Source organism: Limnovirga soli (assembly GCF_013106755.1).
Lineage (GTDB): Bacteria > Bacteroidota > Bacteroidia > Chitinophagales > Chitinophagaceae > Limnovirga > Limnovirga soli.
This window is the reverse complement of sequence record NZ_WHPF01000009.1, coordinates 75,399-100,666: the sequence shown is the minus strand read 5'-3', so window position 1 is coordinate 100,666 and position 25,268 is coordinate 75,399. Positions and strand designations below refer to the sequence as shown.

Genomic DNA, 25,268 nt, shown 5'->3' with positions numbered 1-25,268 from the left:
TAACTACTAAAATTGTTGAAAAAAGATATACAGATAAAGTGATTGCGACGCAACGGAAGATGCCATTTGTCCTTAAGCTGGTATCATTCTGTAAACGATGCTATAATAAATAATTAGTATGAAATTACAAACAGTTGACATTGCCATTTTGCTTATTTATCTGGCCACGATGATTTTTATCGGGTTTTGGATGCGTAAACGGGCAAAACAAAATAAAGAGAGCTATCTAATGGGCGGCAAAGCCCTGCCCTGGTATATGCTGGGATTAAGCGATGCATCAGATATGTTCGACATCAGCGGCACTATGTGGATGGTGGCACTTTGTTTTGTATATGGCTTAAAAAGCATTTGGATACCCTGGTTATGGCCCGTATTTAATCAGGTATTTCTAATGATGTTTTTAAGTAAATGGTTGCGCCGAAGTAATGCCAATACTGGTGCCGAATGGTTACAAACCAGATTTGGCAACACTGGCAAAGGCGTAAAAGCTTCACAAATTATTGTAATAGCATTTGCACTAATTAGCTGCCTGGGATTTTTGGCGTATGGCTTTGTTGGCCTGGGTAAGTTCATGGAAATTTTTATTCCATGGGATGCTGTTAAAGATTATATTCCATTTACTGTATCACCACAATATGTACCACATTTTTACGGTATAGTATTTACGCTGTTTGCCATGTTTTACTCTATTATTGGCGGTATGCATAGTATTGTATTGGGCGATGTAATTAAGTATATAGTTATGACGGTAGCCTGCATATCCATTGCCGTAATTGCCATGCAACATCTTGCCGGCAATACGCTGAATGTACCCGATGGCTGGAGCAACCCCTTCTTTGGCCGGCAACTTAATTTAGACTGGAGCAATATTGCCGCCGAAGCCAACAAAAAAATTGCTGATGATGGTTTTAGTTTATTTGGCCTTTTCTTTTCTATGATGTTACTAAAGGGCGTATTTGCTTCGCTGGCGGGGCCAGCACCCAATTATGATATGCAAAAAATACTCTCTACCCGTTCTCCAAAAGAAGCATCAAAAATGACGGGGTTCGTATCTATCATCCTATTACCCATCAGGTATTCTATGATCATCGGACTTACAGTGTTAGCGCTGTTACACTATAACCAATTGTATTTAAAAGGCCCCGATGGCGTTACCGATTTTGAAAGAATATTGCCCTCTACCATCAATACCTTTTTACCTGTTGGGGTGTTGGGTATTGTGCTTACCGGCTTGCTCGGAGCATTTATGGGCACATTCAGTGGCACACTAAATGCAGCACAGGCCTATATTGTTAACGACATTTATTTAAAGTATATCAACCCTACAGCATCCAATAAAAAAGTAATATCCATGAATTATATCACGGGTATTGTAGTGGTTGCCGTGGGTGTTTTCTTCGGTTTTTTTGCCAGCAATGTAAACGACATTCTGCAATGGATTGTGGGCGGCCTCTATGGCGGCTATGTTGCAGCCAACTGTCTTAAATGGTATTGGTGGCGGTTTAATGCCAATGGCTTTTTTTGGGGAATGGCAGTAGGCATTGTAGCGGCGTTGGCAATGCCCTATGTAACAACGGGCTTGCCATTGTACTGGTGGCCATTGCTTTTCATCCTTTCTCTGGCAGGTTCTATTATCGGTACATACACAGCACCACCTACTGATGCTGCAGTATTACAATCATTTTATAAAACGGTGCGCCCATGGGGGTTTTGGAAACCTATACACGATATGGTTATTGCCAGCGATCCCGGTTTTAAAGCCAATACCCGGTTTTGGTTAGATATGTTTAATGTAGTAATTGGCATTATTGCACAGCTGTGTTTAACCATATTGCCCATGTACCTGGTGCTGCAAATGCAAACCGAATTATACATTACCATTATACTCATCATCATTATAGTGCTTATACTTAAACAAACATGGTGGAACAAACTGGAAGATTAATATAACAGCCATTATGTAACCAGCACCTGTACAAAAAGCAGCTGCACTTGCGTCGCACACTTCAGGGTACTGGTTTCATCGCAGCAATAATTACAACAAAAAACTAAAAGCAACCAACCTACAAATCAAATAAATATGAGCCAGGATTTTACAGCCAGACTTGCACAAATGCAACAGCGGTACAATGCATTAATTACCCAAAAAAACGAACCAACAGCGGCAACAAACGGTGTATACCAACGCTATAAATATCCGGTATTAACTGCACAGCATGCACCAGTATTCTGGCGCTACGATCTTAATCCGGCTTCCAATCCATTGCTTATTGAACGGTTTGGCATAAACGCAGTACTAAATGCAGGTGCCATAAAATTCAACGGAAAATATATCCTCATGCCAAGGGTAGAAGGGTTAGACAGAAAATCCTTTTTTGCCATAGCAGAAAGTCCAAATGGTATTGACAATTTTACATTTTGGGACGAGCCGGTGATCATGCCGGAAACAGCCATTCCTGATACCAATATTTATGATATCCGGCTGATAGCACATGAGGATGGCTGGATATATGGCCTGTTCTGTACCGAAAGAAGAGATCCATCCGCACACCCCGGCGATCAAAGTGCGGCCATTGCACAATGTGGTATTGCACGCACAAAAGATTTAAAACAATGGGAACGTTTAGCTGATTTAAAAACCAATTCGCCACAGCAACGTAATGTAGTTTTACATCCTGAATTTGTGGATGGCAAATATGCATTTTATACCCGCCCACAAGACAGTTTTATTGAAGCCGGCAAAGGGGGCGGTATAGGTTTTGGTTTATCTGAAAGCATAGAAAATGCCGTTGTGGATGAAGAAGTTATTCTGGATAAAAAAGTATACCACACCGTATATGAGCTAAAAAACGGGCAGGGACCGGCCCCCATTAAAACAACAAAAGGCTGGTTACACCTGGCACATGGTGTAAGAAATACAGCAGCTGGTTTACGGTATGTATTGTATATGTTTCTTACGGATCTGAATGATCTTACCAAAGTAATTCATAAACCCGGTGGATATTTTATGGCACCCGAAGGTGAAGAACGTATAGGCGATGTTTCAAACGTGGCATTCTGCAATGGCTGGATTGCCAATGATGATGGAACAGTATATATTTATTATGCTTCATCAGATACCAGGATGCATGTTGCCCTAACTACCATTGATCAGTTATTAGATTATACCATTAATAATCCTGAAGATGGTTTACGCTCGGCCACATCTGTTGATACCCTTATCGGCATCATTCAAAAAAACAAAGCGTATACAGCTGGCATCGTTTAAAGTAATTGTAGAAAATGAAAAACTCATTGGATGATTTTGCTGCTTCAGTAGAAAATGAACTGAGTGCCATTATGTATTACTGGCAAAATTTTACTGTTGATACCATGCATGCAGGCTTTTATGGCAGTGTTGATAACAACAACCTGCCAGATTTGAATGCTATAAAAGGTGTGGTTTTACATGCCCGGATATTATGGAGCTTTTCTGCAGCCTGCAATTATACCGGGCAAACTGCTTATTTACCTGTTGCCGAACGGGCATTTGACTACATAGAAAAATATTTTATTGACAGGGAGTTTGGAGGCGTTTATTGGAGCCTTGATGCCAAAGGCAATATTGCTGATGGCCGCAAGCAAATATATGCGCTTGCCTTTTGTATCTATGGCATGAGTGAATATTTTGCCGCCACAAAAAAACAGACTGCTTTAGATGAAGCCATCCGGCTATACCAATGTATTGAACAATACAGTTACGACCCAGCCTATAAAGGATATTTTGAAGCATTTTCAAGGGAATGGGGCGCATTGGAAGATTTTAGACTTAGCAGCAAAGATGCCAATGAAAAGAAAACCATGAATACCCATTTGCATGTAGTAGAAGCATATGCAAACCTCTATAAAATATGGCCCGATGCTGGTTTAAAAGAAAAAATAGCCGAACTGCTGCAATTATTTGTAACCCATTTTATTAATACCCAAACTTTTCATTTAAAATTATTTTTTGATGAACAGTGGCAGGAAAAACCTGATGTTATTTCTTATGGCCACGATATAGAAGCCGCATGGCTATTACAACAGTGCGCCGAAATAATTGGTGATACCCATCTTATAACCCGGTTAAAAAAATATGCTATTCACATTACCAATGCTGCAATGGAAGGTATAGATACCGATGGTGGCATGTGGTACGAATACCATCCAGTGACCAATGAACTGATACAGCAAAAACATTGGTGGCCGCAGGCCGAAGCAATGGTTGGTCTTTTTAATGCCTATCAGATATCAAAGAATGAACAATATTTACATGTCTGCTTAAAAAACTGGCAATTTATACAGGCACATATAATAGATAAGGTTAACGGCGAATGGTATTGGGGTGTTTTGGCAGACAACAGTATTATGCCTAACCAGGATAAAGCAGGTTTTTGGAAATGCCCTTACCATAACAGCCGGGCCTGCATTGAATTGTTACAAAGAATAAAACTACTAGCTTAACATAAGGGCTGTTTTAAGCTGCTATAAAGACTGAACCCTGAAGTGTGCGACGCAAGTAAAGATGCCATATTACCAACTGCCGGACCCATATATTTACCCTTTATACTTCGTAACGTTTATTTGTAAAAATTTACAATTGCATCACATTGCGGTAATACACAGTTAATATAACATATTGACCTTTGTAAAACCTCAAAGCTATGGAACGTAGAAACGTTGAAGTAGTAGTTATTAGCGATGTACATTTAGGCACTTATGGTTGCCATGCCAACGAACTGGTAACATACCTTAAAAGCATATCCCCCGAAATATTGGTATTAAATGGCGATTTTATTGATGGCTGGCAATTTAGCAAACGCTATTTTCCCGTATCGCATATGCAGGTAATTAAGGAAGTATTTAACCTGTTATCGAAAGGTACACGGGTAATTTATATTACCGGCAACCACGATGAAATGCTACGCCGCTACAGCGATTTACAAATGGGTAATCTGTTGCTTACCGATAAAATGGTGATGGAAATTAATGGCAAAATGACCTGGATTTTTCATGGAGATGTATTTGATGCCACCACAAAAGGCAGCGCTAAACTTTTAGCCAAACTGGGTGGCCACGGTTACGATTTTCTAATACTGCTTAACAGCTTTATTAACTGGGGTTTAAAACTAATTGGCCGTGAAAAAATGAGCTTTAGCAAACGCGTAAAGAACAGCGTTAAAAAAGCAGTATCGTGGATTGGCGATTTTGAGCAAACCGCCGCAGAACTGGCCATAGAAAAAAAATATGATTATGTTATTTGTGGCCATATTCACCAACCACAACAAAGAACTATTAGCACCGAAAATGGCAGTGTAACCTACCTAAACAGTGGCGATTGGATTGAAAACCTAACCAGCCTGGAATACAATAACAAAGCCTGGACAATATATCATTTTGATGAAAAGAATTTTGTTACACAAAATAATGGGGTGGTGAATTTAGAAAAGAAACTACCCCAGTTAAATGTGGTAACAGATGAAGTGGCCATGTTTATTTCTTCACTCGCAGTTAAGGCACAATAAGCACTTATGAAAATATTTTACGCCATACAAGCAACAGGTAACGGCCATATTGCACGTGCCATGGAGCTAATGCCCTATTTTCAACAATATGGGCAAGTGGATGTTTTTTTAAGTGGCAGCAATAGCAACCTGGCATTTGATTTACCTGTAAAATACCGTAGTAAGGGCGTTAGCTTATTCTATGGCAATAAAGGTGGACTTGATTACTGGAAAATGCTAAAAGCATTTAACCCAATTCGCATTTGGAAAGAAGCCCGTGCCTTACCCGTTGAGCAATACGATATTGTAATAAACGATTTTGAAAGTATTACCTCTCTGGCATGTAAACTTAAGCAGGTGCCTTCAGTAAGTTTTGGGCATCAGGCCAGCTTCCAATCAAAAAAAACACCAAGGCCACAAAAAAAAGATATTGCTGGAGAACTGGTGCTTACCCATTATGCCACTGCAAATGCCTATATAGGTTTACATTTTGACGCATACGATACCCATATTTATAACCCCATTATTAAACAGGATATTCTATCAGCCAAACCAACTGATGAGGGATATATAACTGTTTACCTGTCGCACTATTCTGATGAAGTTATTGCACGGCAATTAGCGGCATTACCTAATTACAAATTCCAGGTATTTTCAAAAACGGTAAAGCAGGTAACCGTGCAGGATAATATCAGCTTTATACCGGTGGGCAGCCAGGCATTTAACCAAAGCCTAATTCATTGCCATGGTGTAATTACGGGTGCCGGTTTTGAAACACCTGCCGAAGCTTTATATATGGGCAAAAAACTGCTGTGTATGCCTATTAAAGGCCAGTACGAACAATGGTGCAATGCAGCGGCCCTTCAAAAATTTAATGTGCCCGTTGTTACTTCAATCGATAAAAATTTTACCCACCATATTTTACAGTGGTTACAGGCACCGGCACCTCAAAAACTGGAATTGCAATATTCAACTTATCAATTGGTGCAAATGGTAATAGAAACGGCCAGAAACTTATATACACCCCAACCAGAAAATAGTTTTTTTGTAGCCGGGCAAGCCAATACTTATTAGGCTACACTTGCGTCGCACTCTTGTACTGCAACAAGTAGCGCAGCTAAAGCAGCCAAAAAATATCAGAGCATAAACAAAGTGTTACTGCCACTCACTAAAATAATTGACCATTGGCATAAAAAAGGAAAGCCTGCATGTTTGCAGGCTTTCCTTTTTATTATTGTTTTATATACTACTTCTTACCTTTTGTTTTTTCTTTAAGGTCTTGCAGTTTCTTCTGACTTTCCATCATTTGTCCATACCGCTCCTGAAACTTACTTACTTTTTTGGGTGCTTTACGTTTAGCCTCAATTTGCGCCAATATTTTATCATGATCAATAATATAGGTTTGAATAGTAAACTGTATACCCAATGTAATAATATTCGATACCGTATAATACCAGGTTAATGCCGATGGCAACCTGTTAAATACAAACAACAGAATAAAAGGGAAAATATAAGGCATATACTTCATGGCAGGGTTATCCTGCGTAGGCGTCATGCTCATATTATAAATAGAAATTAGAAAACTGGTAGCTACAGCGGTAAGCGTAAACAAGCTGATATGATCCCCAAAATTAAATGGCACTGTAAAAGGCAAATGTACCAGTACATCATAAGAAGAAAGGTCTTTTACCCATAAGAAACTTTGTCCGCGAATACCAATATTAGAACTAAAGAAACTATATAAGGCAAAGAAAATAGGTATTTGTAACAATGCCGGCATACAACCACCCAATGGGTTAACACCTGCTTCACGGAATAATTTCATTTGCTCCATAGCAAAACCTTGCTGGTCGCTGCCAAATTTTAATTTCAGCGCATCCAGTTCTGGTTTTAACACACGCATTTTAGCACCGCTTAAATAGCTCTTATACGTTAATGGCGAAGTAACACCACGAATTAATAAAGTAAGCAATGCAATTACCCATCCAAAGCTGTTGATAAAACTGGCAAAGAAATTAAATACCGGCATAACCGCCCAACGGTTAATATACTTTACAAACGAAAAAATACCACTACCCAAATCAACCACATTTTCCATACCGTTATTATAGGCCAGTAAGGTTTCATATTCATTAGGGCCATAATACAATTGCAAAGGAACATTAGCAGTAGCCGATGCAGGTAACTGTACCTTCATGGTGGCTGTAGCATTAAACAGCTGTGGTAATGTATCGGGCAGTAAAGTCATTTGCGCATTACCACTTACAAATTTATCCTTCGATAAAATAGAAGTATTAAAGAACTGCTGCTTAAATCCAAACCAATTGGTAGGTTGTTCCAAAGCCACAGAAGTTCCTGAAGCTGCACTCGAATAGTCAAATCCATCCTGCGATTCATAATATACAAAACGGCTTTGCTGCACTTCATATGCGTGAGAAACCTGTTGTAAATGCATTTGCACATCCCAATGCAAATTCATGGCATTGGAAGTAAGTAATTTATCAGCACCATTCAACAGAATATTCCAATCAATCATATAATTGGCATTTCTGATGGTATATTGGTGCGTAATACTTTGGCCATCTTGCCCGTTTATGGTATAGCTAATGGTTTGGGCACTATCTCCATTTTTGGTAACCACTGCATTACCAAAAAACAACGTTGAGGTTTCTGCGCTTTGGTTTGGAGCCGTATTAATGGTATATCCCAGCTTATCGTTATCCCCGCCACTTAACAATACAGGCAGGCTATCCGGCCCTTTATATTGTTTAAGTTGAACACTTTTAAGGCTACCACCTTTATTAGAAAAAGTAGCTTTAATCAGGTCAGTTTCAATTACTGTTAATGTTTCGGTACCAATGGCCGCATCTGTAAAATTACCGGCTGCTGATATTTTAGCGGCTGTATCGCGCTGTAAAGAATCTTTAAAAGCAGCTATCTTATCGGCTGGCTTTATTTTAGCGTCGTTGGCCTTTTTGGTAGAGTCGGCAATATGCTTTTGATATTCCGCAATACCTTGTTGCTGTTTATTGGTGTACCAGAAAAACATAAAAAAAAGTATAGCCAGCAAAACCATACCTATCACCGTAGTTCTATCCATGTTCATAGTAAAACGTAAAATTGAGCGGCAAAGGTAGGGATTGCAGCGACATAGCCATCCTTAGTTTTTGGTTACTTTTTAAGCGGAAAAAAGCAGGTAATACCGGCAGCAAAGCCAATGGCAGCAGTACTTGCGTCGCAATCCGTTCATCGTTCTCTCATCAATTGGGCAATAAAAAACGCCGGCCCGGGTATACAAACCACCCCAAAATCAAATATTTTAATGATATTTTCACAGAAATACCTCTTGTTTAAACACTAAGCAGTTATTTCTGTCGTTTCTTTACAGTCTCCCACTTTAACCACCAATTCGCAACAACTTTATTCAAGTGTAATACCACTGTATGCAACAGCAAGCACTACCGCTTTCCCAAAGGGAAACGTACCAACCTTCGTTATTTACCCAATTTTTATGGTGGCTGGCCACAGCCGAAAAAGAAATTATAGCCAGTTGCGCTATAGACCGTAACCGTTATGCCATTACCGGCATGTCAGTATTAGGTACCTGGCTATTTGCCACCTTAGCCTGGAGTTATTTTTTTAGTACCGTAGTTAACAGTGTAATAGCTGCTGTATTACTGGGCATTTTTATGGGTGGCATTATTTTAAGTATAGACCGCGCATTAATTAAAGGCATAAATAGCCAAAATAAAAGAAAAGCAGGTCCATTTTTAATAAGGGCCTTACTGGCCTTAACCATTGGCACCTTTATGGCGCAACCTGCCTTGCTTTACCTTTTTGACAAAGAAATACATGTGCAAATTTCACTGGACAATGAACAAAAGAAAAAAGCAAAAAAACTACAACTGGATAGTTTATATGCCACCCGCAAAACTGAATTGCTGCAACAAAAAAACCTGATTGAAACCACCCAAAACAACCAATACACCGAAGTAGCAGCAGCCCGCAATAATTTTATTGCAGAAACTGATGGTACTGGCGGCAGTGGCAAGATTGGTTTAAAGGATATTGCCAAAGCAAAACAGGATGCTTACCTAAAACTGGATGAAAATTACAGGCAATTACTTTCGGCCAATCAACCCAAACTGGCGGTGCTTGACAGCAGCCTCGCCGATATAGAAGCCAGCAAAGCTAAAGAACAGCAATTGTTTAATTCCCTGTTAAACGATGGATTTCTTACCAGAATCGAAGCACTGCATAACCTTATAGAAAATAACAATGCCGCCCAGTTTAGGTATTATCTGCTAATTATAATTTTAGTGTTAATAGAGTTAATGCCGGTGGTAGCCAAAACACTATTACCCAATGGCACTTACGATGAAAAAGTACGTTTACAGGAAGAAATGGAAAGAACCACCGTTAACAGTAATATTCAAAAAGAACAACAGCTAAAGGAATTATATAATCAAAAAGCCTTTGAGCAGGATAGCGCTTTTATAGACCATTTCTTTACACAGGCTAAAGAAGAGCGCAAACAAAAAATGATGGACACACTGGCCAAATGGAAACAAAACAGCGATGAAAGTTTTGATAGTATGTGGACCGATTTAAAAAAGAATTTCCTAACTAAACAAGAAAATTAGGCAATTACCTCAACTTCAATCCTGCTGCGGCAAGTTGGGTTTCGGCTGTTAAAAGCTACTACCTATTACTGCTGTACAAGTGTGCGACGCAACGAACGATGAGTGATATATTTAATAGCCGGGCCAATCATGAATTATCTTTTAATCACCGCTTCTTTTCAAATAGCATTTTTACCTTGTTGGTAATGCCAGTGAAAAACCTAAAGCTGCTTTGTAATAATATTGGCAACCATATGGCAAACTGTATTATATTTATTGCAGTTAAAAAATTGCTGCCATGAAATATAAAACTCTGTTAGTTTTGCTGTTATTGATAGGCTTTTGTTCTGTGAAGGCGCAGCAAAGTAATCAAAATATACTTGACTCATTTTCGGGGAAATTTGTAACAGCCATAAGAACACACGAAAGCCAGCGGGCTTATCTGGTAACAGACAAATCAGTATTTGCCCCCGGGGAAACAATTTGGTTTAATACTTTTTTGGTAAACAATATTTCGCAGCGAATTAATACAAAATCCAATTTTTTATTTGTGGATTTGGTGAATCAGGAAGACAGTGTTATTAAAGTGCTGGTACTTGATGCAGCTAATCAACAACTAAATTGCAACATAGTATTGCCCGACTCCCTTGCTGCAGGTTATTATTGGCTTAGGGCATATACCAGGCAAATGGCCGAGGTGGATAACAGCGGAATATCAGTAATACCTATTTATGTTGCTGACAAAAAAAATAATCCGAAGCTGCCCAGTGTACTCCCAAAAAATATAAACACGCAGGATGCACCCATTATTAGCTTTTACCCGGAAGGTGGTGCTATTATGACGAATGTAAACTCAACAGTTGCACTAAAGGCAACGGATAAAAATGGAATACCACTTGCTATAAATATTACGGTAAAAGACAACTTTGATACTACTGTAGCTAATTGTACCAGCAACGCATACGGATTGGCAAAATTTAGTTTTGAGCCATCAGGGTATAGAAAATATAAAGCCATAATTAATTGGAATGGCGCACCAATCAGTTATGCACTTCCCGAATTTAATTTTTTTGCAGGCCAAATTGCTGTAACCCAACAACCTGCTGGTCTTAAATTAAGGGTATTGCTGGAAGATTCTATATATAAAAAAAATGCAGTAACCTATATTGTTGGTATTACCAAAGACAGCCTGGTATTTGCCAGCATTGGCAAGGGCCTTTACGAAGTATATGTAAGCAAGGATAAAATACCCGATGGCATATCTACCTTTTATTTGTTTGATAAAGATTTTAACATACTCAGTGAAAGAAGTGTATACATAAAAAACAATAACCTGCATATTACCGTATCAACGGATAAAGCACAGTATACCAAAAGAGATAAGGTTACATTTAATATTGCTATTACTGATGCGACCAAACATTTAATTCCTTCGCTGTTTTCTATAGCGGTAACAGATACATTAACTGTTTCTTTAAATGAGCAATGCACATTTAAAGGGTTGCCCTATAGCGCTCAGGATATCAACAATATGCTGCTGGCAGAAAATGAATGCCTTACTGAGGAAGAAACCGATTTGCTGATGTATTTAAAAACCGATACCTATGCAATACTACATGCAACACTTAATAAAAAAAATTATGCAGAGGCGGATAGTCTTTTATATATAACCGGCACTGCATTTAACACAAAAAGTAAAGCTCCTTTAGCCAATAAAGTATTAACGCTGCTGTCTAATTTAAATAACCCGGTTTTATATACAGATACTACCAATGAGAATGGCCACTTTTTATTTCCGGTGATAAATTATGCAGATAGTACACAGTTTGCAGTACAAACACAAAACTTAAATGGCAGGCCTGATAACGCCCTGATAATTATAGATAAACCAAGTTACCCAATACTACAAACCCCACTTGTTTTAAAGCATTACCTGCCACTGCAAACCAAGGCAATTAAGAAATTTATTACTACTTACTATAATGAGGAGCAGATAAACTGGAATACAGAAGAGCCGCTTACACCGGTAAAAGTGAAATACACAAAAAAGATTAATTACGATATAACCAAAAGAGTAAGTAGTTATTCCACCATACTAAGTGCTGACGAGCTGGATGGCAGAACCAGCCTTGGGTTAGCACTGTTAAGGGTAGCCGGTATTCATATGATGGGAGGCTTGCTGGTAATGGATGGCCCTACATCCACCAATGGGTTTGCAGAGCCATTGCTTGTTGTTGATGGTGCATCTGTTTCACCTCCGCCAGCCACATCGTCAGTAGGTAGTTATAGCGGTATTGTGGAGTATTTAAATGGCATAAGTCCAATTGATGTTGATTTTATAGAAATACTTCGTGGGGCCGAAGCGGCTAACTATGGTGTAAGGGGAGGCAATGGTGTAATTATTGTAAATACGTTAAGTAAAAAAAGAGAAGTTAATTTTGGCAGTGCCGATGCCAACCTAACAAAATTTTATGGCAAGGGCATTTCGAACCCTGTATTATTTCCTGTGGTAGATTATGCGCCTAAAGACAAGAAAACAATTGCCATTCCCGATACACGTTCTACCCTTTTCTGGAACGGAAATTATGTAAGCGATAATGCCCATAATGCCACTATCACTTTCTATACCAGCGATGTGCCAGCCACCTACAAAGCAACTGTTAGAGGCGTTACGATACATGGAGATATTATTTATAAAACCATTATTTTTCAAAGCAAATAGCGCTGCAAAACGGCTGCCGGCTAGGATAAATAGTGTGATACCAGCTGGGGGTTTTTATGGCATCGTTCCTTGCGTCGCAAGCACTTTATCTGCAGATCAATTATCGGCAAAATACTTTTTTTAAAAGCTGCATTTACTATCTAACCGTACAAGTGTGCGACGCAAGAAAAGCTTCATGCTTAGGCTTTGCCGGGCTAAAAAATAAATGGCATTGCTTCAAAAACACAAAGGCAGAAAAACTATTTAAGCAAAAACCAAATAAGCGCAATAGCTGCGGCCAGCATTAACAGCAAGGTTGCAAACCCAAGTACGTTAGAAATACGGTTATTGGTATAAGTACCCATTATTTTTTTGTTATTGCAAATATGCAATATAATGGCAATCATTACCGGGGCTGTAATACCATATAACACTGCACTCCACAATAAAGCCTGCACAGGGCTTATGCCTAAAAACTGAATCAGCAAACCAATAATAAGAGAGATGATAATGGTAATATAAAAACCCTTTGCTTCATGAAACTTTTTATCAAGACCTTCTTCCCAATCAAACACTTCGGCCATCATATAACTGCTGGCACCAGCAAGCACCGGTATGGCCAGTAAGCCCGTACCAATTACACCAATAGAAAACAAGGCATAAGCCATATTTCCGGCTAATGGCTGCAGGGCTTTGGCAGCTTCTTCTACCGTATCTATATTATGTATGCCGGCATTAAACAACACTGTGCCTGAGGTTAGAATTATAAAAAAGAAAACAATATTGGTTAACAACATTCCACCTTTTACATCGGTTTGCATACCATGTATTACGGCTTTATCTACAATGAGTTTTTTCTGCCGTACTTCTTCTACTTCCATTGAGGTTTGCCAGAAAAAAAGATAGGGAGAAATAGTGGTGCCCAAAATACCCACCAGCGCCATAAAATACGCTTTACTAATTTCGAAAGAAGGTATAATGGTTGCCTGTAAAACAGCCCCCCAGTTGGTTTTACTTAAAAAAGGAATAATGATATAACTAAACAAACAAATACATAACCATTTTAAAATGGCTGCAATTTTATTGTAGTTAAAAAATATAATACCAAACATAAGTAATGCAGTAAAACCCAGCGAAAAAATAAAGGATGGTATGCCGGGTAAAAGAAGGTTACCTACCGCACCCATACCCGCAATATCTGCGCCTATATTTAATGTAATGGAAGGATAACTTACCAGCACAATGATATATAAAACGGGTTTGGAATAATTACGTTTTATAATACCGGTTAACCCATGATTGGTTACCAAACCAATACGGGCACACATTTCCTGTATGGATACCATAAGTGGGTAGGTAAGCAATGCTGTCCACAACAATTTTACCCCAAATTGTGCACCCGCCTGTGAATAGGTAGCAATTCCTGATGGGTCATCATCGCTGGCACCGGTTACAAGGCCAGGTCCTAGTTTTGCAAAAAAATTCTTTATTGATTTCTTCTCAGTTGGTGTTGTTTCCATAGTTTAAATTGGCGCACCTGCGCTAATTCATTTAATCAGTCCATTCAAAGTGTTCATTTTTGGGCATTGCTTCAAAACAACCTGCAATTTGCGGAGGAGGCATTGCCAGCTTGCGCAATTTTGTATCCAGCCAGGCGCCATCTATGGTGATAATGGCACAAAGTGTGGTACCATTTTTCCAAATCTCATGCACCATTGTCCAGCGGCTATAATCCCTTCGGCTTTTGGTAATAGCCAGACGAATAGTAATGGTATCCCCAAATAACACCTCTCGTTTAAATACACATTCTTCTCTAAACAAAATTGGTCCAAAATGCAATTGTTGTAATAATGTAGTGGTTAATCCATGCTCAGTTAAAAAACACATGCGCACAAAAGCTCCCCAATCGTAATATACAGAATGGCGTAAATGAAAATTAGGATCCAGGTCGCTCCATCTTACCTCAACCTGTTTGGTGTATGCTATCATCTAACAATTTTTTCTAAGGTACAATATTTAATGCCCAGCCGAATAAACACAAGGAAAGATAACTTTTGTAAAACAAATCAAACAAGCAGGGCCAAATACTGTTTAACCGTATAAATCGAGTGTATGCCATATAAATTAATTCTTGCATTAGTAATTACATTATCCGTGGGCGGCATTGCCGGCTTTGCTACAGCAAACGCCATTGGTGGCTGGTATGCCACCTTGATAAAGCCATCCTTTAACCCACCCAATGGCATCTTTGCCCCTGTTTGGACATTGCTATATATAATGATGGGAATTGCTCTTTACTTAATTTGGAAACAACCGGCTTCTAAAGAAAGAAATATAGCATTGCTATTCTTTGCCATACAGCTTTTCCTTAATTTTTGGTGGAGTATTTTGTTTTTTAATTATCATGAACTAGGTTGGGCCTTTGTAGAAATTATTGCCATGTGGGTTTTCATTATCATAACCATTTTTTCGTTTGCCCCCCTATCTAAAACTGCCTCATGGCTATTGGTACCCTATGTTTCCTGGGTAAGTTTTGCCAGCATATTAAATTATGCTATCTGGCGGTTAAATTTGTAACCATTTACAGACCAATTACCAACTTTACTGTTTTACCAATCTATTCGCTTATAGATTGTAGAAATGCATCGTAGCTTTACTGTTCATTAAAGCATTATTTACTAATGTCACTTACACCATTGGCGGCGGTCATACAAAAAAATCAACATGTATTTCATAAGGTAGTTCCTTTTGAAGCAGGTAAAAACAAGTTACATGCTTTTGATTTTACACAGGCTAATACAGCACTAACACCTGCCATTATCAATAACACCAATGCCTTTTCCAATTATATTAATCAAACTTTGCAGGATAGCTACGCTAGCTATGGCATTGGCGGTTATAATGAGCACAGGGAAATCTACAACAGAAGCACCCATTTTAATACAACCGAAACCGGTGAACCCAGGCGGCTGCACCTTGGCATAGATATTTGGGGACCTGCAGGTACACCTGTATATGCGCCCATGGGTGGCATGGTACACAGCTTTGCTTATAATAATGAATATGGCGATTACGGCGCAACCATTATTTTAATGCACCAGTTAGAGGGCCTGGCATTTTATACTTTATATGGCCATTTAAGTTTAAAAGATATTAGTGTAATAAGCGAAGGCAACTATATTACCATTGGTCAGGAATTTGCCCATTTTGGCCCGCCCGAAGAAAATGGCCAATGGCCACCCCATCTGCATTTCCAGATTATTGAAATGCTGGAATGGAAAAAAGGCGATTACCCCGGTGTATGTAAGCTAAGTGAAAGAGATAAATACCTGCAAAACTGCCCAAACCCCGATTTAATTTTGCAAATGATGCAGTATGCCGTTTAGGTTTAGCAGGTAAACTTAATTTCATTTTGCGGACAATGGGCAAGTATTTACTTTGCATAACTTAAAACAATCTATATGAGCCATCAACAATTTGATGAAGGCAGCGTAAAAAAATATACGCTAACTGCCATACTTTCTTTTGTAATACTGTTTTGCTTTTTAATGCTGATGATGCAATGCCATGGCGACTATACCATTAGCGGAGAAGAAATAGCAGAAAAAGCTGTGGTAACCATCGAGGATGGTGCTGCAATACCCGAACCTGTTGCCGCCACCCCGGTAGAAAACCCGGATGCCACCAAAGTAAGCCTACCCGGCGGCATTGCTATTGATGCTTTAAAAGGTGGTATTGAAGATAAATTGGTAGCCTTTTTAAATAATCCCAACACCAAAGGCGGCAAAGATGCCTGGTTCGATTTTAACAATATTAATTTCAACACCAATAGTACCGAATTAACAACTGAAAGCAGCAGCCAGTTGCAAAATATTGTTGCCATTTTAAAAGCTTATCCCACTTTAAAAATAAAAATTGGTGGATACACCGATAAAGTAGGCGATAGTATTGGCAATATTAAATTATCTCAGGCAAGGGCAGAGGCAGTGTTAAATTCCTTAAAACTAATGAGTGCCAATCCTGACCAGCTATTAGGTGCCGAAGGCTATGGTAGCCAATATGCAAAAGCAGCCGCAGATGCGCCCGATGAAGCCCGTAAAGCAGATAGAAGAATGGCACTGGCAGTAAGAGAAAAATAAACTTCCTATATACATTTTTAGCGCCCCGCCATTGTGCGGGGTTTATTTTTGTACCCAACTGTATTTCATATGTTCAGGCTTTACTTGCGTCGCACTCTTGTACGGTTGGTAATACTATGCAGCTTAAAATGTAAACAAAATGCCTGCTTTTTTATAGCTGCCTATTAATCAGAAAGCACAAGTGTGCGACGCAAGAAAAGCTGCAACTTTTACAAATGCCCGGACAAAAAAAATGCCCCATCAAATTTACTAATGGGGCATTGCGATAGTTGGTAAAAATTATTTCAATAATAACATTTCCCGGTATTTTGGCAGGGTCCAATAAGCATCGCTAACCAGTTGCTCCAGTTTATCTACATGGTAACGAATGCCATCAAAAAAAGGTTCTTTTACATCGCTGCAATAAGCAAAAGCCCTGGCTCTTGTATCGGCAATATTATTAGCCACTTTTCTGGCTTCTACCATATCGTGCACTTTACTATATACCACCTGAATGTGTTCGGATATTTCTTTTAATATCTGTTTTTGACTGGCATAAGTACTTTCGGGTAAACCGGTTTCTTTAAGGCCTTTGATATTTTCTATTAATTTATTCTGGTAGCCAATAGATGCAGGAATGATATGATTAATGGCCAAATCGCCCATTACCCTTGCTTCTATCTGTACTTTTTTTATATATTTTTCTAATTCAATTTCATGTCTGGCTTCCAGTTCTGCATGGGTGTACACATCATTGCTTTCGAAAAGTTGTTTTGTTTTCTCGGTAACCATGGCATCCAGTGCCAATGGGGTGGTACGCATATTCGGCAATCCACGTCGTTCTGCCTCCTGATGCCATTCTTCACTATAGCCGTCGCCTTCAAATAATACTTTTTTACTTTCTACAATATACTTCTGTATAATGTGCATAATGGCAATTTCCTTTTTATCACCTTTTTCAATAAGGGCATCAACATCCTTTTTAAAGGTTTTCAATGTTTCAGCCATTATGGTATTTAAGGCAATCATGGCATTGGCACAATTGGCTGCAGAGCCCACTGCCCTAAACTCAAATTTATTACCAGTAAAGGCAAAAGGCGATGTACGGTTACGGTCTGTATTGTCTAACAATAATTCAGGTATACTGCGGTGTAAATCCAGTTTTAAAATAGCTTCATCCTGCTCATCAAATTTTTCGCCTACACGTGTTTCAATATCGTTTAATACCTTGGCAAGGTACTCGCCTATAAATACAGAAATAATAGCCGGTGGTGCTTCGTTGGCTCCTAAGCGATGATCGTTACCCGCAGATGCTATGGAGGCCCTTAATACTTCTGCATAATCGTTTACTGCTTTAATACTGTTTACAAAAAATGTAAGAAACATTAAATTGGTTTTGGGTGTTTTACCCGGTGCCAGCAGGTTTACGCCAGTATCAGTAGCAAGGCTCCAGTTATTATGTTTGCCGCTGCCATTAATGCCCGCAAAAGGTTTTTCGTGCAACAAAACTTTTAGCCTGTGCCTGCGTGCCACACGATCCATAATATCCATTAATAAAATATTATGATCTACTGCCAGGTTAACATCTTCATAAATAGGGGCGCATTCAAATTGTGAAGGTGCTACTTCATTATGGCGTGTGCGTAATGGTATACCCAGTTTATACGATTCATTTTCAAAATCACGCATAAAAGCATAAGTGCGTTCGGGTATAGATCCAAAATAGTGGTCTTCTAATTGTTGCCCTTTTGCAGGCGATGCGCCATACACCGTTCTGCCGCATTGTATAAGATCCGGACGGGCATTGGCCAATGCTTCGTCTATAACAAAATACTCCTGCTCCCAGCCCAAAGTAGGGGTAACTTTGGTAACGTTCTTATCAAAATAGTTACATACATCCACCGCTGATTTATTGAGTGATTCCAAAGCTTTTATCAACGGTGCCTTATAATCCAGCGATTCACCTGTATAGGAAACAAATATGGTAGGTATGCATAAGGTTTTGCCCTGGCCAATTTCCATAATAAATGCCGGAGAAGAAGGATCCCAACCGGTATAACCACGGGCTTCAAAAGTTGCCCTTAAGCCACCGCTAGGGAAGGAAGATGCATCAGGCTCCTGCTGTATTAATGCAGCACCATCAAATTCTTCCAAGGCACTACCATCTGTTTTCAGGGTAAAAAACGAATCGTGCTTTTCCGCTGTAGTACCGGTTAAAGGTTGAAACCAGTGTGTATAGTGTGTTACCCCCTTACTTTCTGCCCAGGCACGCATACCTGTAGCTATTTGGTTAGCTACGGTGCGGTCAATTTTTTTATTGCCTTTAATGCTACCCTTAAGACTTTTATAGGCTTCATCACTTAAAAACTCACGGGCAGTTTGCAGTGTAAATACGTTTTCACCAAAAAAAGAAGTAATTTTTCCTACCGCTTCAACTTTAATCTCAAAGGGATTTATTGATAGATTTTGTATGGCTTTAGACCTTAATGTTTCCATGCTTTATAGAATTTAAATAGAACCTTAAAATTATCGATAATTAATACATGTAATACATAATTCCTTTGGCCTAAGCTATAAATATTGGCCCATCGGCCAAACTTTTTTCAGCATACTTGCGTCGCACTCTTGTACTTCCGGCAAAGTGGCGGCAAATCAGCTTCCATTTTAAATATTGTGGTAAATTTTAAGATATCACTCAAAAAAATATATGTTGCTGATTTTATTACCCTCCATTGGTTTTGGCAATGTAAATAGCGCATCTATACAGCTGCCATATTTGTTGCAGATAAAGTGATTGCGACGCAAGGAACGATGCTATTGGCCATTTGCTGGTATCAATAATTAGAATTAGCTATTATGGGGATGCTGAGTTAACTGCAATAAAAAAATCTCTTCTTTTGGGAAGAGATTTTTTTATTAGCAATGATATATGAAATTATCCTACAGATTTAACTGTTTTGATAATGCGTGCAGCTACTTTGTAAGGATCTGCAGCAGAGTTTGGACGACGATCTTCCAAATAACCACTCCAGCCTTTTTGAGGAACCATTACAGGGATACGGATAGAAGCACCGCGGTCAGAAACACCATAACTGAAATCCATAATGCTGGCAGTTTCGTGTTTACCTGTTAAACGCAGGTGGTTATCGGCACCATATACATCAATATGTTCTTTAACAACAGGGCGGAAAGCTTCGCACACTTTGTCGAATATTTCTTTGCTGCCAGCTGTTCTTAATAATGAGTTAGAGAAGTTGGCGTGCATACCAGAACCATTCCAGTCTAAAGCACCCAATGGTTTACAATGCCAGTTAACGGCTACTCCGTATTTCTCGCCAATTCTTTCTAACAGGTAACGAGCAATCCAGATTTGGTCTCCGGCTTGTTTGGCACCTTTAGAGAAAATTTGAAACTCCCACTGTCCGGCAGCAACTTCGGCATTGATACCTTCCACATTTAAACCTGCTTCGATGATTACATCCAGATGCTCTTCTACTATTTCGCGGCCATAAGCGTTGTTAGCACCAACTGAACAGTAATAAGGGCCTTGCGGACCAGGATAACCACCTGCAGGGAAGCCAAGTGGTTTATTGGTTGCTGGATCCCACAGGAAATATTCCTGCTCGAAACCAAACCAAAAATCGTTATCATCGTCTTCAATAGTAGCACGGCCATTACTAACGTGCGGTGTACCATCTGCATTTAATACCTCGCACATAACCAGGTATGCATTTTTACGCTGAGGATCGTTTACCACAAAAACAGGTTTTAACAAACAGTCTGAAGAACCACCTGGTGCCTGTTCAGTAGAAGAACCATCAAAAGACCACATTGGAAGATCTTCTAATTTACCACTGAAGTCTTTTTCAATTTTAGTTTTGCTACGAAGACTTTGTGTTGGCTTATAACCATCAAGCCAAATGTACTCTAGTTTTACTAATGACATAATTAAGCTGATTATTGAAGAATTAATAAAAAAATGTAAGAATTCGCTGCAAATTTAGATACTAATTGTTTAAAAGTGAAAAAAATTGGACAACTGAGGCATTTTTTACTCAAATTTTAATATTATTCAAATATCTAAATATTTTTAATATTTAAATTTCTTTAACTTCCATTATGCTTTTCAAATAAAAACAAACGGAAATTTAAACAATTAGGATTAGCGGACAGCGCCGGAGCAGAAAAACTACCAACTGTTTCTTTTTTAAAAAATATCAAAATTCAAACCTGAAGCAGCACACTGCCGGAGATAATGTAAACAACCAATATCTAAGAAATTACCCAAAAAACATACCCGGATACTAATAATCCCTATTAAAATATGCAGTTTTTAGCTGCATAGTATTACAACAGTACAAGAGTGCGACGCAAGGATGTTACATAACACATACAAAGCCGGGTTCATAAAACAAAAACATGGCTGGCCTGTGTTGGAAGATGCTTAATCTGCGGGTTAATGAGTACATTAGCCAAGTTCTTAAAACAATGCCATGAGAAAACTAATATTACTGGGGTTTTGTATTTTGGGTTTATTACCAGCCCACTCACAGCAAATAAATGCCGACATTTTACAAAAAAAATGGAATGCCTATTGGATTACGGCGCCAAATGCTTCTTTGCACGAGTATGGTGTATACCATTTTAGAAAAACAATTACACTTGCTGCTAAGCCATCCAGCTTTATTGTACATGTGAGTGGAGATAACAGATACAAGCTATATGTAAATGGGAAAATGGCAAGTTTTGGTCCGGCAAGGGGCGATATATATCATTGGAATTTTGAAACCATAGATATTGCTCCTTTTTTAAATGAAGGAAATAATGTACTTGCTGCTGTTGTTTGGAATTTTGGCGAAGAAAGACAGGAAGCCCAGATTTCGTGGCAAACAGGTTTTATTTTACAAGGTAACACCGAGGCAGAAAAAATTGTAAACACCAATAATACCTGGAAATGCTTTATTAATAAGGCCTATAGCCCATTACAGCCTTTACTGGTATACTCTTATTATGCAGCAGGGCCCACAGAAAGAATTGATTATAATCTTTATCCAACTGATTGGACCGGCATTTCATTTAACGATACTGATTGGCCAAAATCAACCCATATTTCAACAGGTTTACCAAAGGGTGTGTTTGATTTTACCCTGGGATGGATGCTGGTGCCAAGGCCCATTCCACAAATGGAATTAAAAAAGGAAAATTTTGCAGCGGTTAAAACAAATCCAGGTAATTATTTTACATTGGATTTTCTGGCAGGCAACACCAGTATTACTATACCAGCCAATAGTAACATTACTGTATTGCTTGATCGGGGCAAGTTAACTACTGCATACCCTGTGTTAGAATTTAGCAAAGGAAAAAATGCAGATATACAACTTGCCTATGCAGAAGCTTTATACCTGATAGAAAATAGCAAGGACTGGAGAGCCGAAACACAAAAGGGCAACCGTAATGAAGTTGAAGGCAAAAGATTGGTAGGTGTAACAGATGAACTCATTTCTAATGGAAATAACCAACAAAGATTTGAATCTTTAATGTGGCGCACATACCGTTATGTTAAAGTAACCATAACTACTCAGGATGAACCACTTACGCTGAATGCTTTATATGGCATATTTGAAGGATATCCATTTAGTTTAAATGCAAGTTTTACCAGTAACAACCCTGTACTTACTGATATTTTTACTACTGGATGGCATACTGCCCGCCTGGATGCGCATGAAACCTATATGGATTGCCCTTATTATGAGCAACTGCAATACGGAGGTGACACCCGTATACAGGCACTGGTATCTTTATATAACAGCGGTGATGATCGGCTGATGCGAAATGCGATTGAACAATTGCGTAATTCCCTAATGCCGGAAGGTATTACACTCAGCCGTTTTCCTACTGCTCATGCCCAGGAAATACCTACATTTTCTTTGATATGGATAAGTATGCTCCACGATTATTGGATATATAGGGGTGATTCGGCATTTATTCAAAAGCAATTACCGGTTGCCAGAATGATTCTACATTATTTTGAACAATACCAACAAGCAGATGGCAGCCTTAAAAAAAGCCCTTACTGGAACTTTACTGATTGGGTGGATGATAAAGGCTGGAATGCAGGTGTAGCGCCGATAGGCAAAGATGGCAGTAGTGCTGCCCTTGACCTTCAGCTGTTAATGGCCTACCAATCTGCATTAGACCTTGAAACCCAAAATGGATTACCCGATTTTATACAACGCTATAGTGGGAAAATAAAACAATTAAAAAACAGTATTACCATTAACTATTGGAATAGTGAAAAAATGATGTTTAGCGATACTAAAGAAAAACAATTGTATTCGCAGCATTGCAATTCTCTCGCTATACTTACCAATACAATTACAGGTACAAAAGCAACCCTGCTGGCGAGAAAAATAATTACAGATACGGGGATTAGTAAAGCAACTATTTATTTTAGATATTATTTACATCAGGCAATGGCCAAAGCAGGATTGGGTAACGAGTATTTAAATATGTTGGATAAATGGAAAGAAGACCTTGCAATGGGTTTAACCACATGGGCCGAAATGGATGACGTTAACCGTTCCAGGTCTGACTGCCACGCCTGGGGCAGCAGCCCCAATATTGAGCTGCTAAGAATTGTACTGGGTATAGATGCTGCTACACCAGGTTTTGCTAAAGTAAAAATAGAACCACATCTGGGAAATCTCACCAATGCCAGTGGCAATATGCCACATCCAAAGGGCCAAATTGCTGTTAGCTATTCTAAAAACACCAATGGCAAATGGAATTGCCTTATACAATTACCCGAAACCATAAACGGAGTTTTTATATGGCAGGGTAAATCAATTAGCTTACATGCAGGAACCAATACATTTATTTTGTAAAAAATAAATTTGCAATCAAATGCTTTATCGTATATTTGCGATATATATTAATAGAAAGGGAATAGCTCCCTTTTTATTTGTACATAGTCATCGCATAAATACGATAAATGGCCATACATAAAAAAGAAGCTTTTACGCAAACAGAACAAGATCTTGCCAACTTTGCCAAAGCGTTAAGTCACCCGGCACGCATAGCCATACTTAAAGTACTGGCACAAAAAAATGAATGCATTTGCGGAGAGATAGTAGAAATATTACCGCTGGCACAATCCACCGTATCGCAACACCTGAAAGAATTAAAAAATGCAGATTTAATTCAGGGTACCGTAGACGGCCCCAGAAGTTGCTATTGCATTAACTGGAAGGCATTTGAAAAATTTTCCACCTCTTTTAATGCACTTTTTACAAATCTTAAAATACAACAAAGCAAATCCTGTTGTTAAGCCTTATATACAATTATTCATTTTTAAAATATATAACCATGCAAAACGAAACAGCATTAAAACAATTGGTAAAAGAAAAATATGGCGAGATTGCCAACCAACCAAAAATTCAAAACATGAGTTCCTGCTGTGGTGCTGGTGGCTGCAGCGATGAAATTTACAATATCATGTCTGATGATTACACTTTGCTGGAAGGCTATAACCCCGATGCGGATCTTGGTCTTGGCTGCGGATTACCCACAGCTTTTGCAAAAATTAAAGCTGGCGATACTGTCATTGATCTTGGTAGCGGCGCAGGAAATGATTGTTTTATAGCCCGGGCCATTGCTGGCGAAAAAGGAAAGATTATTGGTATAGATTTTACCGAAACCATGATTGAAAAAGCCAGAAACAACGCAGAAAAACTGGGTTTCAATAATGTAGAGTTTAGATTTGGAGATATAGAACATATGCCCGTTACAGCCAATATTGCAGATGTAATTGTAAGCAACTGCGTGCTTAATCTGGTGCCAAATAAATTCAATGTTTTTAAAGAAATTTTCCGGGTATTAAAGCCGGGTGCTCACTTTAGCATTTCTGATATAGTGTTGGATGGGGTTTTGCCACAACAGCTAAAACAGGCTGCCGAAATGTATGCAGGCTGCGTATCTGGCGCCATTCAAAAACAAGCATATATGGAGCTTATTAGCTTAAATGGCTTTACCAATATTACCATTCAAAAAGAAAAAGAAATTATTATCCCAGACGATATTTTAAGCAATTATATTACCCCAGAAGAAATAAGTGCATTTAGAAACAGTAAAATGGGCATTTACAGTATCACTGTTTTTGCAGAAAAACCTGCCATACAGGAATGTGGCTGTGCACCAGGGTGTTGTAATTAATAAAAATACAGGTAATGTACCGGGCTGCATAGCTACTATGTGGCCCGGTTGCGTCGCACTCTTCAACGCTTTGTTGTTTACGCAGCAAAAAATA

General features: G+C 38.9%; 18 protein-coding genes. 13 read left to right on the top strand and 5 right to left on the bottom strand.

Annotated features, from left to right (window positions below; all coding sequences use genetic code 11):
- Window positions 1–118 precede the first annotated feature (118 nt).
- From GD597_RS13675 to GD597_RS13655, 5 genes are all read left to right on the top strand, one after another.
- Window positions 119–1,945, top strand: a complete 1,827-nt coding sequence (locus GD597_RS13675) for a sodium:solute symporter family protein (protein ID WP_171608437.1) — start codon at window positions 119–121, stop codon at window positions 1,943–1,945.
- A gap of 135 nt (window positions 1,946–2,080) precedes the next feature.
- Complete coding sequence (locus GD597_RS13670; RefSeq protein ID WP_171608436.1) at window positions 2,081–3,268, top strand: glycoside hydrolase family 130 protein; 1,188 nt, start codon at window positions 2,081–2,083, stop codon at window positions 3,266–3,268.
- 14 nt (window positions 3,269–3,282) lie between these two features.
- On the top strand, window positions 3,283–4,482 hold the full coding sequence (locus GD597_RS13665) for an AGE family epimerase/isomerase (RefSeq protein ID WP_171608435.1): 1,200 nt from the start codon (window positions 3,283–3,285) through the stop codon (window positions 4,480–4,482).
- 200 nt (window positions 4,483–4,682) lie between these two features.
- Window positions 4,683–5,543 carry a UDP-2,3-diacylglucosamine diphosphatase gene (locus GD597_RS13660; RefSeq protein WP_171608434.1) on the top strand — a complete coding sequence of 287 codons (861 nt, stop codon included), beginning with the start codon at window positions 4,683–4,685 and terminating at the stop codon, window positions 5,541–5,543.
- A 6-nt stretch (window positions 5,544–5,549) separates the two neighbouring features.
- The gene (locus GD597_RS13655) at window positions 5,550–6,596 is read left to right on the top strand and encodes a glycosyltransferase family protein (RefSeq protein WP_171608433.1); all 1,047 of its coding nucleotides are present in this window, start codon (window positions 5,550–5,552) and stop codon (window positions 6,594–6,596) included.
- 172 nt (window positions 6,597–6,768) lie between these two features.
- Here the strand turns inward: GD597_RS13655 and yidC are convergent, their stop codons facing one another.
- A complete protein-coding gene (gene yidC, locus GD597_RS13650; protein ID WP_171608432.1) occupies window positions 6,769–8,628 on the bottom strand; it encodes a membrane protein insertase YidC in 1,860 nt (619 codons plus the stop codon).
- Between the two features lie 337 nt (window positions 8,629–8,965).
- On the opposite strand from yidC, the gene GD597_RS13645 reads away from it, so the two are divergent.
- A complete protein-coding gene (locus GD597_RS13645; RefSeq protein ID WP_171608431.1) occupies window positions 8,966–10,165 on the top strand; it encodes a DUF4407 domain-containing protein in 1,200 nt (399 codons plus the stop codon).
- A gap of 277 nt (window positions 10,166–10,442) precedes the next feature.
- Complete coding sequence (locus GD597_RS13640; RefSeq protein WP_171608430.1) at window positions 10,443–12,866, top strand: TonB-dependent receptor plug domain-containing protein; 2,424 nt, start codon at window positions 10,443–10,445, stop codon at window positions 12,864–12,866.
- 239 nt (window positions 12,867–13,105) lie between these two features.
- Here the strand turns inward: GD597_RS13640 and GD597_RS13635 are convergent, their stop codons facing one another.
- Entirely contained in the window at window positions 13,106–14,365 is a 1,260-nt protein-coding gene (locus GD597_RS13635) for an Nramp family divalent metal transporter (protein ID WP_171608429.1), read from the bottom strand.
- A 31-nt stretch (window positions 14,366–14,396) separates the two neighbouring features.
- Window positions 14,397–14,834 (bottom strand): acyl-CoA thioesterase, encoded by a 438-nt coding sequence (locus GD597_RS13630; RefSeq protein ID WP_171608428.1) that lies wholly within the window; start codon window positions 14,832–14,834, stop codon window positions 14,397–14,399.
- Between the two features lie 123 nt (window positions 14,835–14,957).
- Between GD597_RS13630 and GD597_RS13625 the strand changes: the two genes are divergently transcribed.
- The 3 genes from GD597_RS13625 (at window position 14,958) to GD597_RS13615 (ending at window position 16,984) form a co-directional block, all read left to right on the top strand.
- A complete protein-coding gene (locus GD597_RS13625) occupies window positions 14,958–15,422 on the top strand; it encodes a TspO/MBR family protein (RefSeq protein WP_171608427.1) in 465 nt (154 codons plus the stop codon).
- 104 nt (window positions 15,423–15,526) lie between these two features.
- Window positions 15,527–16,231 (top strand): peptidoglycan DD-metalloendopeptidase family protein, encoded by a 705-nt coding sequence (locus GD597_RS13620; RefSeq protein WP_171608426.1) that lies wholly within the window; start codon window positions 15,527–15,529, stop codon window positions 16,229–16,231.
- Window positions 16,232–16,306: 75 nt separating this feature from the next.
- Window positions 16,307–16,984, top strand: coding sequence for an OmpA family protein (locus tag GD597_RS13615; RefSeq protein WP_171608425.1), 678 nt, complete (start codon window positions 16,307–16,309; stop codon window positions 16,982–16,984).
- A gap of 279 nt (window positions 16,985–17,263) precedes the next feature.
- Here the strand turns inward: GD597_RS13615 and GD597_RS13610 are convergent, their stop codons facing one another.
- Window positions 17,264–19,459 (bottom strand): glutamine synthetase III family protein, encoded by a 2,196-nt coding sequence (locus tag GD597_RS13610; RefSeq protein WP_171608424.1) that lies wholly within the window; start codon window positions 19,457–19,459, stop codon window positions 17,264–17,266.
- Window positions 19,460–19,898: 439 nt separating this feature from the next.
- Window positions 19,899–20,909, bottom strand: a complete 1,011-nt coding sequence (locus GD597_RS13605) for a glutamine synthetase beta-grasp domain-containing protein (protein WP_171608423.1) — start codon at window positions 20,907–20,909, stop codon at window positions 19,899–19,901.
- A 547-nt stretch (window positions 20,910–21,456) separates the two neighbouring features.
- On the opposite strand from GD597_RS13605, the gene GD597_RS13600 reads away from it, so the two are divergent.
- The 3 genes from GD597_RS13600 (at window position 21,457) to GD597_RS13590 (ending at window position 25,174) form a co-directional block, all read left to right on the top strand.
- Window positions 21,457–23,847 carry a family 78 glycoside hydrolase catalytic domain gene (locus GD597_RS13600; RefSeq protein WP_171608422.1) on the top strand — a complete coding sequence of 797 codons (2,391 nt, stop codon included), beginning with the start codon at window positions 21,457–21,459 and terminating at the stop codon, window positions 23,845–23,847.
- Between the two features lie 107 nt (window positions 23,848–23,954).
- On the top strand, window positions 23,955–24,290 hold the full coding sequence (locus GD597_RS13595; RefSeq protein ID WP_171608421.1) for an ArsR/SmtB family transcription factor: 336 nt from the start codon (window positions 23,955–23,957) through the stop codon (window positions 24,288–24,290).
- 38 nt (window positions 24,291–24,328) lie between these two features.
- Entirely contained in the window at window positions 24,329–25,174 is an 846-nt protein-coding gene (locus GD597_RS13590) for an arsenite methyltransferase (RefSeq protein ID WP_171608420.1), read from the top strand.
- Window positions 25,175–25,268: the final 94 nt, after the last annotated feature.

Coding starts and splice junctions, on each gene's coding strand:
- GD597_RS13675 (WP_171608437.1), top strand. CDS start 119: ATGAAATTACAAACAGTTGACATTGCCATTTTGCTTATTTATCTGGCC.
- GD597_RS13670 (WP_171608436.1), top strand. CDS start 2,081: ATGAGCCAGGATTTTACAGCCAGACTTGCACAAATGCAACAGCGGTAC.
- GD597_RS13665 (WP_171608435.1), top strand. CDS start 3,283: ATGAAAAACTCATTGGATGATTTTGCTGCTTCAGTAGAAAATGAACTG.
- GD597_RS13660 (WP_171608434.1), top strand. CDS start 4,683: ATGGAACGTAGAAACGTTGAAGTAGTAGTTATTAGCGATGTACATTTA.
- GD597_RS13655 (WP_171608433.1), top strand. CDS start 5,550: ATGAAAATATTTTACGCCATACAAGCAACAGGTAACGGCCATATTGCA.
- yidC (WP_171608432.1), bottom strand. CDS start 8,628: ATGAACATGGATAGAACTACGGTGATAGGTATGGTTTTGCTGGCTATA.
- GD597_RS13645 (WP_171608431.1), top strand. CDS start 8,966: ATGCAACAGCAAGCACTACCGCTTTCCCAAAGGGAAACGTACCAACCT.
- GD597_RS13640 (WP_171608430.1), top strand. CDS start 10,443: ATGAAATATAAAACTCTGTTAGTTTTGCTGTTATTGATAGGCTTTTGT.
- GD597_RS13635 (WP_171608429.1), bottom strand. CDS start 14,365: ATGGAAACAACACCAACTGAGAAGAAATCAATAAAGAATTTTTTTGCA.
- GD597_RS13630 (WP_171608428.1), bottom strand. CDS start 14,834: ATGATAGCATACACCAAACAGGTTGAGGTAAGATGGAGCGACCTGGAT.
- GD597_RS13625 (WP_171608427.1), top strand. CDS start 14,958: ATGCCATATAAATTAATTCTTGCATTAGTAATTACATTATCCGTGGGC.
- GD597_RS13620 (WP_171608426.1), top strand. CDS start 15,527: ATGTCACTTACACCATTGGCGGCGGTCATACAAAAAAATCAACATGTA.
- GD597_RS13615 (WP_171608425.1), top strand. CDS start 16,307: ATGAGCCATCAACAATTTGATGAAGGCAGCGTAAAAAAATATACGCTA.
- GD597_RS13610 (WP_171608424.1), bottom strand. CDS start 19,459: ATGGAAACATTAAGGTCTAAAGCCATACAAAATCTATCAATAAATCCC.
- GD597_RS13605 (WP_171608423.1), bottom strand. CDS start 20,909: ATGTCATTAGTAAAACTAGAGTACATTTGGCTTGATGGTTATAAGCCA.
- GD597_RS13600 (WP_171608422.1), top strand. CDS start 21,457: ATGAGAAAACTAATATTACTGGGGTTTTGTATTTTGGGTTTATTACCA.
- GD597_RS13595 (WP_171608421.1), top strand. CDS start 23,955: ATGGCCATACATAAAAAAGAAGCTTTTACGCAAACAGAACAAGATCTT.
- GD597_RS13590 (WP_171608420.1), top strand. CDS start 24,329: ATGCAAAACGAAACAGCATTAAAACAATTGGTAAAAGAAAAATATGGC.